The sequence below is a fragment of the Streptomyces sp. NPDC101132 genome (genome assembly GCF_044759225.1).
Classification (GTDB): Bacteria; Actinomycetota; Actinomycetes; order Streptomycetales; family Streptomycetaceae; genus Streptomyces.
Map to the genome: position 1 here is coordinate 1 of NZ_JBIVYX010000010.1, position 15024 is coordinate 15024.

Annotated in this window: 9 protein-coding genes; 3 read left to right on the forward strand and 6 right to left on the reverse strand. The window is 72.9% G+C overall.

What is annotated here, in order from left to right; translation table 11 throughout:
* The 3 genes from ACIQUR_RS23060 to ACIQUR_RS23070 all read left to right on the forward strand — a co-directional run.
* Nucleotides 1–2460, forward strand: a 2460-nt coding sequence (locus ACIQUR_RS23060) for a CDP-glycerol glycerophosphotransferase family protein (RefSeq protein ID WP_403667256.1), incomplete at its 5' end; no start/stop codon positions are given.
* Nucleotides 2426–3598, forward strand: a complete 1173-nt coding sequence (locus ACIQUR_RS23065) for a glycosyltransferase (RefSeq protein ID WP_403667260.1) — start codon at nucleotides 2426–2428, stop codon at nucleotides 3596–3598. The genes ACIQUR_RS23060 and ACIQUR_RS23065, both read left to right, overlap by 35 nt.
* Nucleotides 3599–3751: 153 nt before the next feature.
* Nucleotides 3752–5656 (forward strand): glycosyltransferase family 2 protein, encoded by a 1905-nt coding sequence (locus tag ACIQUR_RS23070; protein WP_403667263.1) that lies wholly within the window; start codon nucleotides 3752–3754, stop codon nucleotides 5654–5656.
* Between the two features lie 48 nt (nucleotides 5657–5704).
* Here ACIQUR_RS23070 and galE read toward each other — a convergent pair whose 3' ends face one another.
* The 6 genes from galE to ACIQUR_RS23100 form a co-directional block, all read right to left on the reverse strand.
* On the reverse strand, nucleotides 5705–6703 hold the full coding sequence (galE, locus tag ACIQUR_RS23075) for a UDP-glucose 4-epimerase GalE (protein ID WP_403667266.1): 999 nt from the start codon (nucleotides 6701–6703) through the stop codon (nucleotides 5705–5707).
* A gap of 70 nt (nucleotides 6704–6773) precedes the next feature.
* Entirely contained in the window at nucleotides 6774–8447 is a 1674-nt protein-coding gene (locus ACIQUR_RS23080) for a glycosyltransferase family 2 protein (protein WP_403667269.1), read from the reverse strand.
* A 149-nt stretch (nucleotides 8448–8596) separates the two neighbouring features.
* The gene (obgE, locus tag ACIQUR_RS23085) at nucleotides 8597–10039 is read right to left on the reverse strand and encodes a GTPase ObgE (protein ID WP_403667272.1); all 1443 of its coding nucleotides are present in this window, start codon (nucleotides 10037–10039) and stop codon (nucleotides 8597–8599) included.
* Between the two features lie 159 nt (nucleotides 10040–10198).
* Nucleotides 10199–10453 carry a 50S ribosomal protein L27 gene (gene rpmA, locus ACIQUR_RS23090; protein ID WP_008738950.1) on the reverse strand — a complete coding sequence of 85 codons (255 nt, stop codon included), beginning with the start codon at nucleotides 10451–10453 and terminating at the stop codon, nucleotides 10199–10201.
* Between the two features lie 14 nt (nucleotides 10454–10467).
* Complete coding sequence (rplU, locus tag ACIQUR_RS23095) at nucleotides 10468–10788, reverse strand: 50S ribosomal protein L21 (protein WP_399950765.1); 321 nt, start codon at nucleotides 10786–10788, stop codon at nucleotides 10468–10470.
* 187 nt (nucleotides 10789–10975) lie between these two features.
* Entirely contained in the window at nucleotides 10976–14989 is a 4014-nt protein-coding gene (locus ACIQUR_RS23100) for a ribonuclease E/G (RefSeq protein ID WP_403667275.1), read from the reverse strand.
* Nucleotides 14990–15024 lie beyond the last annotated feature (35 nt).

Here is a 15024-nt window from a genome sequence, read left to right on the forward strand (position 1 = left end):
CGCACCCTGGAGTCGATCACCGAACTCCCCGACCTCCTCGTCTTCGACACCCTCTCCACCAACAAGTGCTACCGACGCGACTTCCTGCGCGAAGCGAACCTCCAGTTCCCCGTCGGCATCCACTACGAAGACCTCCTCTTCTCCGCCCAGGCCTACGTCGCCGCGAAGAAGATCACCCTCATCCCCAACCACGTCTACCACTGGAACGTCGTCGAAAAGGCCGCCGCCAAGTCCATCTCCAACCGGCGCCACGAGATCGCCAACTTCGTCCACCGCATGGCCATCCACCGCCGCGTCGACGACCTCCTCGCCTCACACGGCCACGACGACCTCAAATTCGCCAAGGACGTCAAGTTCCTCAAGCACGACCTCGTCCTCCACCTGCGCGACCTCCCCCTCCTCGACGACGACTACCGCCACGAATTCGCCCAACTCGCCAACGGCTACCTCGACACCATCCACCCCGACGCCTACGACCACGTGCAGCCCCTCCAGGCCATCTGCGCCTACCTCCTCAAGCAGGAGGACTGGGACAACCTGCTCCCGACGGCCGAGGCGCTCACCAACAAGGGGCGGCTGACCTCGCCGCTGGCCGAGCGGGACGGCCGGATCTACTGGTGCGCCGAGCACCTCGACGACGCCGAGGCCCGCCGGATACTGGACGTCACGGACGACGGCTTCCACACCCGCCCGCTGACCGCGCTGACCCTGGGCAACCGGCTCACCTCGTACGAGGACGACGGCCGCGGCACGGTACGGCTCTCCGGCGAGGTCGTGAACCCGCTGGGCCGCATCAAGCCGGACGCGAAGCTGAGCGCGGCCGTGGAGTTCCGCGCCCGCCGCCAGATCGGTGTGAAGTCCTTCCGCTTCCCGGCGACCTCCGTCCGGCACGAGGGCGGGACCATCTCGTGGTCGGCCGAGGCGGACGTGGCGCACAAGGTCCGCCCGCTGGGCATCATCGACGCCGTCTGGGACGTGCGGCTGGTCCTGACCGCGGGCGGCGACAAGCTGACCACCCGCGTGTCGGTCGGCGGCACCGACCTGGAGTCGGCCCGCTCGCTGCGCGTACGGCCGCGGCTGACCCGCATGGTCGCCGACCGGTTCGTCCCCGAGATGACCAAGAAGGGCAACCTGTCGTACGTGCTCACCGCCGAGGGCAAGGCCGCGGTGCGCACGACCGAGCTGCTGGGCGACGCCATGCAGTCGAAGGCGGCCGGTGTGCTGAAGAAGGGCCTCAAGCGCGCCCTGAAGGCCAAGCGGAACTTCGGCTCCGGCGAGCAGAAGATCAAGGTCTACCACGAGGTCTTCTCGAAACTGCCGGTCAAGAAGGGCCTGGTCGTCTTCGAGAGCCACCTCGGCAAGCAGTACAGCGACAGCCCCAAGGCCATCTACGAGGAGATGCGCCGCCAGGGCGTGAAGTTCGACGCCGTCTGGTCGTACGCCGGCAGCGCCAAGGGCTTCCCGAAGGACGCCACCCTGGTCAAGCGGTGGAGCTGGCAGTACCTGCGGGCCCTGGCGCAGGCGGAGTTCTGGGTGGACAACCAGGGCTTCCCGCTCAAGCTCACCAAGCGCCCCGAGACCACGTACATCCAGACCTGGCACGGCTCCGCGCTCAAGCGCATGGGCTTCGACGAGCCGCGCATCAAGGCGCAGGGCCGTGCGGGCCAGGACGCCTACCAGGTGGCCCTGGACCGCTTCGACCACTTCCTGATCCGCTCGGAGCACGACACCCGCACCCTCGCCAAGGGCTTCCGGCTGAAGGAGTCGGTGCTGCTGCGCACCGGCTACCCGCGCAACGACGAGCTCGTCGCGGCCCACCGGAACGAGACGGAGAGCGGCGAGCGCGTGCGCGGCCCGCTGGCCGCGGAGCTGGGCATCGCCCCCGACAAGAAGGTGCTGCTGTACGCGCCCACCTTCCGGGCCGGTCCCGACGGGGCGGTGCGCGGCTTCGAGCTGCCCTTCGACGTGGAGCGGTTCGCGGAGGAGCTGGGCGACCGCTTCACGCTGCTGATCCGCACCCACTACCTCAACAGCGTCACCCTGCCGCCGTCCGTGCGCGGCAAGGTCATCGACGTCAGCCGGCACCACGACATCAGTCCGCTGCTGGCCCTGGCCGACGGCCTGGTGACGGACTACTCCTCCGTGATGTTCGACTACGCGGTGCTGGACCGCCCCATGATCTTCTTCGCGTACGACTACGCCGAGTACGTGGACGACATCCGCGGCACGTACTTCGACCTGAAGGAGAAGGCGCCCGGTCCGGTCGTCTCCTCCGCCGACGAGCTCTTCGAGACCGTGGACGGTTTCGAGGACACCGCGGCGAAGTACTCCGAGGCACGGCAGCGGTTCCTCGCCGAGTTCGGCGAGCACGACCGTGGCGACGCGGCGAAGCAGATCGTCGAGCAGTTCTTCACCAGGGGAGCAAGTGACCGATCAGACCGCACGGCCGGGAGGCCGTGACCTCTTCCTCGTCTGCAACAGCGTGGACGAGCTGGGCGGAGTGACCACCTGGTCGCACCAGATGGCCCGGCTGTTCACCGAGCGCGGCAACCGCGTCCACGTCATCGGCATCGCGCCGGTCGAGGAGCACCTCCGCCAGGAGCTCCCGGCCGGCCTGCCGTACGCGACGACCACGCTCTACGAGGAGAGGCCGCCCAGCATCCCCCCCATAGAGGGTCTGAAGGGGAGGCTGAACGCGGCGGAGCGGGCCCGCCGCGCGTCCCGCGCATCGCAGATGCGTGCGAAGGCCGAACGGCTGTCGGAGATGTTCCGGGCGGCCGGCCCCGGCGCCGTCGTGATCGTCACCCAGGTGTGGGCGATGGAGTGGGTCGCGCTGGCCGACACCAAGAACGTCACCCTGATCGGCATGAGCCACGAGTCCTTCGAGGCCAGCAACAAGTCCTCCCGCGGCGGCCGGGTCCGCCGGTACTACCGCGACGTCGACCGGATGCTCGTCCTCACCCCGGAGGACGCCGACCGGTGGATCAGGGCCGGGATGGAGAACACCGGCAGCATGCCGAACCCGCTCCCCTTCCTGCCGGACAGCCCCGCGCCGCGCACCGCCAAGGTGGTCGCGTCCATCGGCCGGCTCTCCGACGAGAAGGGCGTCGACCTGCTGCTGGACAGCTGGTCGGAGGTCGCGCCGAAGCACCCCGACTGGACGCTGCGGATCTACGGCGCCGGCGGCGACGAGCCGATGCTGCGCGCCCGCTGCACCGAGCTGGGCCTCGACGGGTCCGTGGAGTGGATGGGCCGCACCGGCGACGTGCTCGGCGCCCTGATGGGCGCCTCGGTCTTCGCCCAGGCCTCCCGCGCCGAGGGCTTCCCCATCACGCTGCTGGAGGCGATGGCGGCGGGCGTGCCGTGCGCCGCCTTCGACTGCGCCCCGGGCGTCCGCGAGATCGTCCGGCACGGCGAGGACGGGCTGCTGGCCCGGGTGGGCAACACCATGGAACTGGCCTCCCACCTGGACCGGCTGATCTCGGACCGGGAGCTGCGCGACCGGCTCGGGGACGCGGCCTTCCACAACGTGAAGCGCTACGCCAGCGCCGAGATCGTCGACCGCTGGGAGGCGCTTTTCGCGTTCCTCCAGCGCTGAGGAGGAGGAAAAGGCCGATAGGCCCGGTTTCGGGCAAAGGATCTTTCGGGCACGGGCGACGGGTCACCATTTGAGCAGTGGTGGCCCGTCGTCCTCGTCCGTAACCTCGGGTTGCAGGAAGCAGTCAGGGCACAAACCCGAGGAAGTAGCCACATGGGCCCGCGCGTCAGTGTCATCGTCCCGGTCCACAACACCGAGAGATACCTCCAGCGCTGCTTCGATTCCGTGGCGGCCCAGACCCTCGGGCAGGACCGGATCGAGGTCATCGCCGTCGACGACGGCTCCGACGACGGATCCGGCGCCTGGCTGGACGCCTGGGCGGAGAACCACCCGAACGTGACCGTGGTCCACCAGCCCGCCTCCGGCGGCGCGGGCAGGCCGCGGAACGTGGGCATCGAGCGGGCCACCGGCGAGTACCTGTTCTTCCTGGACTCCGACGACTACCTCGGCACGGAGGCGCTGGAGCGGCTGGTCGCCATGGCCGAGGAGCAGGGCTCGGACGTGGTGTACGGGCGGATCGTCGGGATCGGCGGCCGCCCCGCCCCCGTGGACCTGCGGCTGAACAGCCCGGACGTGAGCATCTTCGACTCCCCCGTCTACTGGACCCTCGCCGCCTACAAGCTGTGGCGCCGCACCCTGATCGAGAAGCACGGGCTGCGCTTCACCGAGGGCTACCTGATCAACGAGGACATCCCCTTCGCCGCGCACGGCGTCCTGCACGCCGAGAAGATCTCCGTCGTCGCCGACCACGACTGCTACTTCCTGGAGGGCCGCGACGACGGCAGCAACGCCAGCCGTCAGGACGTGGACTGGGTGCGCCAGCTGGCGTACGTCTCCGGGATCCTCGACATGGTGGCCGCGCACGTCCCCGAGGGGCCGGACCGGGACAAGCTGATGGAGCGCCACTTCCACGGCGAGGTGCTCAGCATGTTCGGCGCCCCCTACCTGGCCCGCGACGAGGAGGGCCGCCGGGCCATGGCCGGGGCGGCCGCGCCGCTGGTGGAGAAGTGGATGACCGAGCGGATAGCCCGGGCGCTGCCGCCGCGCCTGCGGCTGCGCGCCCACTGTCTGCGCACCGGCGACCTGGCGCAGCTCACCGCCGCCGTCGAGGCCGACACGGCCCGCGAGCTGGGGCCGGCCGTCATCGAGGGCGCCCGCGCCTACGCCGCGTACCCGGCCTTCCGCGATCCCGCGGCCGGGATACCCGACGAGGTCTTCGACCTCACCTCCCGCATCACCCTGCGGCACCGCCTCACCGACCACCACTGGGACGGCCCGGTGCTGCGGCTGACCGGCACCGCCCGGCTGGAGGGCCTGGGGGCCGGCACCGAGCAGGGTGCCGGGATCCTGCTGCGGCGCCAGGGGTACACGTACTGGGTGCCCGCCGAGACCGACGAGGACGGCCACTACACCGCCGCGATCGACGTCGGCCACGCGGCCGACGGAGGGCCGCTGCCGGACGGCATCTGGACGATGCGCATCACCGCGGCGGCCGGCGAGCTGGTCAAGGACGCGTGGCTGCCGCGGCCCGAGGGCTCCGCGTACGACGGCCCGCCCGAGCCCCGGATCGTGGACCGCGGCCGGGCCGCCGGGCCCACGGCGGTGACCGTCTTCCACTCCGACCCGCACCGGCACGTGAACCTGGACGTCGGCGCCACCCGCTACCCCCTGGGCCGGGACGCCCTGGGCGCGGTGCGCGTGGGTCCGCTGGGCCGCACCACCGTCGAGGCCTCCGCCACCGTGCCGGGCTGGCCCGCGGACGCCCCGGTGCACCTGGTGCTGACGGCGCCGGGCAGGGCGCCCTTCGTGACCCAGGGGTCCGACTCCGGCTCGGGCTTCGGCGAGGACAAGGTCTCGGCCGCCGCCGGCCTGCGGGGCGTTCCGGCGGGCATCTGGGAACTGGCCCTCCGGCTGGAGCACCGCGGGTTCCTGCGGGACCTGCCGGTGCGGGGTGCCGACGGCGAGCGGCTGCGCGTCACCGTACGGCCGTCCGTGCCGCGGCGGCTGGTGCGGAAGGCGCGCAGCACGCTGGACCGGGCACGGAGGACCGTCGGCTGAGGTTCCTCAGCGCCGGGCCGAGGAACCCCGGCCGTGGCTGAGGGAACTTCAGATGATCTCGGCGCCGGCCGGGGCGCGGTGCAGGCCCCAGCCGGCCCAGGCGGAGCCGATCATGTCGCGCACGTCGTGCCGGGCCTTCCAGCCCAGCTCGCGCTCGATCAGCTCGGCAGAGGCCACGACGCGGGCCGGGTCGCCGGGGCGGCGCGGGGTGACGAGGGGCTCGACGGTGTGGCCGGTGATCTCGTTGATGAGGTCGACCATCTCCCGTACGGAGGCGCCCTCGCCGCGGCCGATGTTGACGGTCAGGTCGCGCGCGGTGCCCGCCGCGGCCCACTCGGCCAGCTTGCGGGCGGCGACCACGTGCGCGTCCGCGAGGTCCTCGACGTGGATGTAGTCGCGGACGCAGGTGCCGTCGGGGGTCGGGTAGTCGTCGCCGAAGATGCGCGGCGCCTCACCGGCGTCGAGGCGCTCGAAGACCATCGGGACGAGGTTGAAGACGCCGGTGTCGGCGAGTTCCGGGGTAGCCGCGCCCGCCACGTTGAAGTAGCGCAGGCAGGCGGTGGAGATGCCGTGGGCCCGGCCCGCGGCGCGCACCAGCCACTCGCCGGCGAGCTTGGTCTCGCCGTAGGGGCTGAGCGGCTTGCAGGGCGTCTCCTCCGTCACGAAGTCGACGTCCGGCATGCCGTAGACGGAGGCGGAGGACGAGAAGAGGAAGTTCTTCACGCCCGCGTCCGCGACGGCCTGGAGCAGGACGGTGAGGCCCTGGACGTTCTCGTGGTAGTAGAACAGCGGCTTCTCGACGGACTCGCCGACCTGCTTCTTGCCCGCGAGGTGCACCACGCCGGTGATGTGGTGCTGCCGGAGTGTCTCGTCGAGGACGAGCCGGTCGAGTACGGAGCCGACCACCAGCGGCACGCCGTCCGGGACGCGGCGGGCGTCACCCGTGGACAGGTCGTCCAGCACCACGACGCGCTCGCCCGCGAGCTGCATCGCGCGGACCACGTGCGAGCCGATGTAGCCGGCGCCACCGGTGATCAGAAACGTCATTGTTACTCCTGATTCCTGTCCTTGCGGGTCTCCGCGGTCCCTGCGTGCCGCGGGGTCGGCAGCGGTGTCGTCAGCCCGCCGAGCCTGCCGCCCTGGCCATCCGGGCCCGGCCCAGCCGGTTCCTGACCAGGCTGACCGTGCCGTGCATCCCGGGGGCGAGCCGCATCCCGAGCGAGCCGGAGTTCGTCACGTAGGACTGCACCAGCAGCACACCGTACCTTCTGCTGGGGACGGCCCGGCGGCTCAGCCGGTTCCCCGCGCAGCGCAGCGATGCGAGCAGCGTCTCGCCGCCGGCGCACTCCACGCGCAGCTGGACCTGCCATATCTGCAGGCCCGGGCGGCCGCGGCGGCGTCCGGCGCGGGCCAGGGCGGTGAGGCCGACGGGCAGGTCCGCGGTCCAGGAATCCGGCCCCGCGGGGGTGAGGGGCGTGGGGCTCCCGACGTGCGGTTCGTCGCTGCCCCGGGTGCGGAACTCCAGGCGGGCGGTGCGGGGGGCGGCCGCCGCCAGGCGCCCGTACAGGTCGTGGACGCGGACCCGGATCCGGCCGTCGACCCCGGTGACCAGCTCGGCGTCCACGGTGACGGGCAGCCGGTCCGGCGGCAGCTCGTCGAGTCCGTCGAGCACGGCGGCCGGCAGCTCGTCGCTCCAGACGGCGGTGCCCCCGGCGTCCCGCGCGTACGGCGGGAGCAGCCGCGGCGGCTCGCCGGCGAAGGCGACCAGCCGGGCCACGTCGGCGGGCGGGGTGTCGGTGGCGCGCAGGACGTTGACGATCCAGCGGGCGGAGGCGTTCGCGGCGGCGACCTCGGACGGCAGGAAGCCGGCGAGGTACTCGCGGGTCAGCGTCCACCAGGCCCGCTGGTAGTCGGGGTGGGTGCCCAGCTCGCGGAGGTACATGCGCAGGTCGTACTCGAGGAACTTGACCCGGCAGGCGTGGACGAGGGCGTCCGCGCCGGCGTGCCGCATGATCTCGACGGCCTTGTCGTGGGCGTCGACGCGGGCCCGCCAGTTGCCGATGTCGGCGCGGTCCAGGGAGATGGAGACCTGCGCGGCGCTGCGGCGCACGTGCCAGACGTAGACGAGGTCCGGGACCACGGCGATGCGCGGGGCGGCGGCGAGCACCTGCGCGGTGAAGACGAAGTCCTCGTAGATGAAGCGACCGTCGGGAAAGCGGATCGAATGCTTTTCCAGGAAGGAGCGCTCGTAGAGCTTGTTGACGCACAGGGTGTCGCGGACGAGCTCCGGCTTGTCGGCGGGCCGCTCGATGACCGCGGGAGCCTGGTACAGCCCCGGCACCCAGGGCGTGTCCTGCTCCTGCGGGAGCTCCCGGCGTACGCAGGCGCCGACGGTCACCGGCGCACTGTGGCGCTGGGCGGCGCGCAGGAGGGCTTCGGCCGCCCCCTCGGGCAGCACGTCGTCGCTGTCGAGGAACAGGACGTACGGGGCCGACGCGGCGGCGATCCCGTCGTTCCGCGGGGTGCCGCAGCCGCCGCTGTTCTCCGTGCGGTGGATCACCCGCAGGCGGGGGTGTACGGCGGCCAGCTCGTCCAGCACCTGGGCGGTGCCGTCGGACGAGCGGTCGTTCACGGCGATGACCTCGGAGACCACCGGCCCCTGGGCGAGGGCCGACCGTACGGCCTCGCCGACGAGCCGGGCGTCGTTGTAGGCGATCACCACGACGGCGACGCTGCCGTCACGGGCGGAAGGCGCAGTTCCGCCCGGGTGCTGAGGGAGCACGTTACTCACCCCGGGATCCTACGGGAGCCCGGTGAACCGCCTGTTCCACCCCTCGGCCGGAGCCGGGGCCGGGGCGCACGCCGGGGCCGGTGCCGGGCGGAGCGGATCCGCGGGGCCGGGCGTACGGCGTACGCCCGGCCCTGGGACCAGGGGGACCGTCAGAACGGCCGGAACTCGTCGAACTCGCGCTGCGCGTCGTCGCGGCGCGCCTCCTTCTCGCGGCGGCGCTGGGTCGCCGGACGCGGGGCGTCCAGGCGGTGGTCCTCGCCACGGCGGCCGAGCATCTCGGCGCCCGCCGTCAGCGTCGGCTCCCAGTCGAAGACGACCGCGTCCTCGTCGGAGCCGATGGCCACGCCGTCGCCCGCCCGGGCACCGGCCTTCACCAGCGCGTCCTCGACACCGAGGCGGTTGAGGCGGTCGGCCAGGTAGCCCACGGCCTCGTCGTTGTTGAAGTCCGTCTGGCGCACCCAGCGCTCCGGCTTCTCGCCGCGCACCCGGTACACGTCCTCGCTCTCGTCGTAGGCGACGGTGAAGCCGGCGTCGTCCACGGCCTTCGGACGGATGACGATGCGGGTCGCCTCCGCCTTCGGCTTGCGGGCGCGCGCCTTGGCGACGATCTCGGCCAGCGCGAACGACAGCTCCTTGAGGCCCGTGCGGGCGACCGCGGAGACCTCGAAGACCTTGTAGCCGCGCTCCTCCAGCTCGGGACGGATCATCTCCGCCAGGTCCTTGCCGTCGGGGATGTCGACCTTGTTCAGGACCACCAGGCGCGGGCGCTTCTCCAGGCCGCCGCCGTACAGCCGCAGCTCCTCCTCGATCACGTCGAGGTCGGAGACCGGGTCGCGGTCCGACTCCAGCGTCGCGGTGTCCAGCACGTGCACCAGCACGGAGCAGCGCTCGACGTGGCGCAGGAACTCCAGGCCGAGGCCCCGGCCCTGGCTGGCGCCCGGGATCAGGCCCGGCACGTCGGCGATCGTGTAGACCGTCGAGCCGGCGGTGACCACGCCGAGGTTGGGGACCAGGGTGGTGAACGGGTAGTCGGCGATCTTCGGCTTCGCGGCGGAGAGCACGGAGATCAGCGAGGACTTGCCGGCGCTGGGGTAGCCGACGAGGGCCACGTCCGCGACCGTCTTGAGCTCCAGGACGACGTCGCCGGCGTCACCGGGCTCGCCGAGCAGGGCGAAGCCGGGGGCCTTGCGGCGGGCGGAGGCCAGCGCGGCGTTGCCGAGGCCGCCGCGGCCGCCCTGGGCGGCGATGTACGTGGTGCCCTCGCCGACCAGGTCGGCCAGGACGTTGCCCTGCTTGTCCAGGACCACCGTGCCGTCCGGCACCGTCAGGACCAGGTCCTGGCCGTCCTTGCCGGAGCGGTTGCCGCCCTCGCCGGGCTTGCCGTTGGTGGCCTTGCGGTGCGGGCTGTGGTGGTACTCCAGCAGCGTGGTGATCGACTGGTCCACGGTGAGGATCACGTCGCCGCCGCGACCGCCGTTGCCGCCGTCCGGGCCGCCGAGCGGCTTGAACTTCTCCCGGTGAACGGAGGCACAGCCGTGGCCTCCGTTACCCGCGGCGACGTGCAGCTCGACGCGGTCCACGAAGGTGGTCATGGTGGGGTGCCTCCGATACTGAGGGGGGAATCAAGCGAAATGTCTGTGTAGTACTGCACCCATGGAAACGCGCCGAGGGCGGACCCGCTTCCCGGCATGGCCGGGAAGTCTGAGATCCGCCCTCGGTGGGTGCTACGTGTCGTTCCGCTGACGCCTGGATCAGGCGGCGGGAACGATGTTCACGACCTTGCGGCCACGGTGGGTGCCGAACTGCACCGCGCCGGCCTGCAGGGCGAACAGGGTGTCGTCGCCACCACGACCCACGCCCGCGCCGGGGTGGAAGTGGGTGCCGCGCTGGCGGACGAGGATCTCACCGGCGGAGACGACCTGACCGCCGAAGCGCTTCACGCCGAGCCGCTGGGCATTGGAGTCGCGACCGTTCCGGGTGGACGATGCGCCCTTCTTGTGTGCCATGTCTCAGTCCCTCTTTACTTCGCGGCCGACGGGATCGCGGTGACCTTGATCGCCGTGTACTGCTGACGGTGACCCTGGCGACGGCGGTAGCCGGTCTTGTTCTTGTAGCGGAGGATGTCGATCTTCGCGCCCTTGTGGTGGTCCACGACCTCGGCCTGGACCTTGATGCCGGCCAGGACCCACGGGTCGCTGGTCACGGAGTCGCCGTCGACAACGAGCAGGGTCGAGAGCTCGACCGTGTCGCCAACATTGGCAGTGGAAATCTTGTCAACCTCAACGATGTCGCCGACAGCAACCTTGTGCTGGCGACCACCGCTGCGCACGATGGCGTACACGCGGATCTCTCTCTCACTCGGGACGGAACCCCTGAAGCCAGCCGGCCCCGGCCGATGCACGGGCGGCCTCCCCCACGCCGCGAGGCCGGGAGGTGTGGTGCTCAGGAGTGGTGGCGTGCCTCAGACACGCCGACGGTCAAGGTTACGGGGCCCGGTTTGAGAGGTCAAACCGGGCCCTGTGAACCGATCAGGCGTCGGTGGAGGCCGACACGGAGGGCAGCGTCTGCTGCTCCGCCGCGGCGGTCTTCTTCGTCGCCTTCTTGGCCGTGGTCTTCTTCGCCGCCGTCTTCTTGGCGACCGCCTTCTTCGCGGTGGTCGTCTTCTTGGCGGCGGCCTTCTTCGCGGGGGCCTTCTTGACGGCGGCCTTGCGGGCCGTCTTCTTGGCCGGAGCAGCCTCCTCGGCCTCCACCGGAGCCTCGGCCTCCACGGCGGCCTCGGGGGCCTCCGCGGGCGCCTCGGCCGCCGGGGCGGCCACGACCACGACGGCCGCCTCCGCCGAACCCGCCGGGGAACCGGCAGGCGCGGTCGCCTTACGGGTGGCACGGCGACGCGCACGCGGCGGCGCGGCGGTCTCCGCCACCGGCGCCTCGGCCTGCGCGGCCTCCGGCTCCTCGGCGGCGGCCGGAGCCTCCGCCACGGGCTCGACGGCCTCGGGCTCGGCCACGGCCACCGGCTCGGCCGCCGGGACGACGACCTCCGCGGCGGCCTCGGCGGCCTTCGGGGCACCCGCCGGGGCGGTGGCCTTGCGGGTCGCGCGGCGACGCGTACGTCCCTTGAGCGCGACCTCCTCGACCGACGCCTCCACGTCCTCCGGGGCGGCGACGACGGCCTCGACCGTCTCGGCGGCCGCGACGGCCTCCGCGACGACCTCGGCGGCCGGCTCCAGCACCGTGTCCGCGGGCTCGGTCACCGGCTCGTCCAGCACCACCGGGGCGGCGACGACCGGAGCGGTCGCCTTGCGGGTGGCACGGCGGCGCGAGCGACGGCCGCGCACCGCGGCCTCCGCCTCGGCGGCGCTGCTGTACAGCTCCTCGTCCGGGGCGAACGCCGGCTCGGGCAGCGCGAGCGGCGCCGCGGCCTCGGCCGCGACCTCCGCAGCCGTCTCGACGGCCTCGGCGGACTCGCCCGACGTGGTCTCGGCCTCGTGCTCGTGGTCGTGGCCCTCGGCACCGCCGCGGCCGCGCTTCTTCGCACGCTTGCCGCCACCGCCGACGGCGGTCGGCTGCTCCATGTGGACGATGACACCGCGGCCGTTGCAGTGGACACAGGTCTCGGAGAAGGACTCCAGCAGACCCTGGCCCACCCGCTTGCGGGTCATCTGGACCAGGCCCAGCGAGGTCACCTCGGCGACCTGGTGCTTCGTACGGTCCCGGCCCAGGCACTCCAGCAGGCGCCGCAGCACCAGGTCCCGGTTCGACTCCAGCACCATGTCGATGAAGTCGATGACGACGATGCCGCCCAGGTCGCGCAGCCGCAGCTGGCGCACGATCTCCTCGGCCGCCTCCAGGTTGTTCCGGGTGACGGTCTCCTCCAGGTTGCCGCCCTGGCCCGTGAACTTGCCGGTGTTGACGTCGATGACGATCATCGCCTCGGTCTTGTCGATCACGAGGGAGCCGCCCGAGGGCAGCCACACCTTGCGGTCGAGCGCCTTGGCGAGCTGCTCGTCGATCCGGTACGTGGCGAAGATGTCGACCTCGGAGGTCCACCGCTGGAGGCGGTCCGCCAGGTCCGGCGCGACGTGGTTGACGTAACCGTGGATGGTCTCCCACGCCTCGTCACCGCTCACGATGACCTTGGAGAAGTCCTCGTTGAAGATGTCGCGGACGACGCGGACGGTCATGTCCGGCTCGCCGTACAGCAGCGACGGCGACGAGGTCGTCATCTGCTTCGACTTCTTCTGGATGTCCTCCCACTGCGCCTGCAGACGCTCGACGTCGCGGCGCAGCTCGTCCTCGCTCGCGCCCTCGGCGGCGGTGCGCACGATCACGCCCGCGTCCTCGGGGACGATCTTCTTGAGGATGGTCTTCAGACGCGCGCGCTCGGTGTCGGGCAGCTTGCGGCTGATGCCGGTCATCGAGCCCTCGGGCACGTAGACCAGGTAGCGGCCGGGCAGCGAGACCTGCGAGGTAAGACGCGCGCCCTTGTGGCCGATCGGGTCCTTGGTGACCTGAACCAGCACCGACTGGCCCGACTTCAGGGCGGACTCGATGCGGCGCGGCCCGTTGGCCAGGCCGAGCGCCTCGAAGTTGACCTCACCGGCGTACAGGACCGCGTTGCGGCCCTTGCCGATGTCGATGAACGCGGCCTCCATGGACGGCAGCACGTTCTGGACCTTGCCCAGGTAGACGTTGCCGACGTACGAGGTGGCCTGCTCCTTGTTGACGTAGTGCTCGACGAGCACGTTGTCCTCGAGGACGCCGATCTGGGTGCGCTCGCCGTTCTGGCGGACGACCATCACGCGCTCGACGGCCTCACGGCGGGCCAGGAACTCGGCCTCGGTGATGATGGGCACGCGGCGGCGGCCCTGCTCGCGGCCCTCGCGGCGGCGCTGCTTCTTCGCCTCCAGACGGGTCGAGCCCTTGATGGACTGCACCTCGTCGGAAGGCTCGGCCTTCTCGCGCGCCGGACGGGGCTCGCGGACCTTGACGACGGTGCGGACACCGTCCTCGTCGGCGGCCTCGGCCTCGCCCGCGGCGTCGCCCGAACGACGGCGACGGCGACGGCGCCGGCGGCTGGAGCTGCTGCCCAGGCCCGCGGCGGCCTCCTCGGCCTCGTCCTCTTCGTCCTCGTTCGCCTCGTCGGACTCCTCGGCCTCCTCGTCGGCGGACTCCTCCGCCTCGGCGGCCTCGCCACGACGGCGGCGACGTCCACCACGGCGACGGCGGCGCGCGGGGCGCTCGTCGCCCTCGGCCTCGTCCTCCGCGTCGGCCTCGTCGAGCTCGGCCTCGACGGGCTCCTCCTCGGCCTCGGGCTCCTGCTCGACGACCGGCTCGGGCTCGGCGGCACCGCCACGGCGGCGACGGCGACGGCCGGACACCGGCGCGGGCGCCTCGACGGCCTCGGTCTCCTCGGGCTCCTCCACCTCGGCCTCGCGCAGCGCGGCGGCCTCGGCGGCGGCCTGGGCCGCGGCGGTCTCCGGGGTCTGGAACATCGGCTCGGTGAACACCGGGGCCTGGAAGACGGCCACGGCGGGGCGCGCCGCACGGCGGGCGGGCGCGGCCTGCTCGGCGGCGGGCGCCTCGGCACGGGCCTCGGCCCTGGCCGGGGCAGCCGCACGGGTGGCACGGCGGCGGGTACGGCCCTGCGGGGCGTCCACGGCGTCGGCGACGGTCACGGTCTTCGCCGGGGCGGCGGCGGCCGGGGCCTCGGCGGCCTCGGAACCGGCGGCCGGGGCGGTGGTGGCACGGGTGGCGCGGCGGCGGGCGCGCTTGGGGGCGGCGTCCTCGACGACCGGCTCGGCGACGGGCGCCTCGGCGGCCGGGGCCTGCGCCTCCTCGGCGGCCTCGTCCTCGTCCTCGTCCTCGGCCTCGACGGCCGGAGCCTCTTCGGCCACCGGCTCGGCGACCGGGGCCGCGACGGCGCGGGTGGCACGGCGGCGGGTGCGCTTCGGGGCGGCGTCCTCTGCCGCCGGCTCGGCGACGGGCGCCTCGGCGGCCGGGGCCTCCGCGGGTGCCTCGGCGGCGGCCGTCTCCGCGACCGGCGTGCTCACGGCACGGGTCGCACGCCGGCGCGTGCGCTTCGGAGCGGCGTCCTCTGCCGCCGGCTCGGCGACGGCCGGGGCCTCCGCGGGAGCCGCGGCCTCGGCGGGGGCCTCCTCCGCCACCGCGGCGGTGGTGGAGCGGGTGGCGCGGCGGCGCGTGCGCTTGGGGGCGGCCTCCGCGGCCGCGGCCTCCTCGGCCGGAGCGGCCTCCGCGGGTGCCTCGGCGGCGGCCGTCTCCGCGACCGGCGTGCTCACGGCACGGGTCGCACGCCGGCGCGTGCGCTTCGGAGCGGCCTCCTCGGCCGCGGGGGCCTCGGCCGGAGCGGCCTCGGCGGCGGGGGCCGGGGCGGCCTCCTCGGCGGCGGCCGTCACCGGCGTACCGCCGGGAGGGCCGGCCGGACGCGATGCGGCCCGGCGCCGGCGGCGCGGGGGCAGCGTGTCGCTGGGGCTTTCGTCGGCATTGCGCTGCGCCGACGCGTCAGTGGATTCGTACTCGAGCATGCGGGCGGTTCTCCCGTCACGCTCCCGGGCGCCAC

Bases quoted from the DNA above. Each gene is read 5' to 3' on its own strand.
- galE (WP_403667266.1), bottom strand. From the start codon at position 6,703: ATGACGTTTCTGATCACCGGTGGCGCCGGCTACATCGGCTCGCACGTG.
- ACIQUR_RS23100 (WP_403667275.1), bottom strand. From the start codon at position 14,989: ATGCTCGAGTACGAATCCACTGACGCGTCGGCGCAGCGCAATGCCGAC.
- obgE (WP_403667272.1), bottom strand. From the start codon at position 10,039: ATGACCACCTTCGTGGACCGCGTCGAGCTGCACGTCGCCGCGGGTAAC.
- ACIQUR_RS23070 (WP_403667263.1), top strand. From the start codon at position 3,752: ATGGGCCCGCGCGTCAGTGTCATCGTCCCGGTCCACAACACCGAGAGA.
- rpmA (WP_008738950.1), bottom strand. From the start codon at position 10,453: ATGGCACACAAGAAGGGCGCATCGTCCACCCGGAACGGTCGCGACTCC.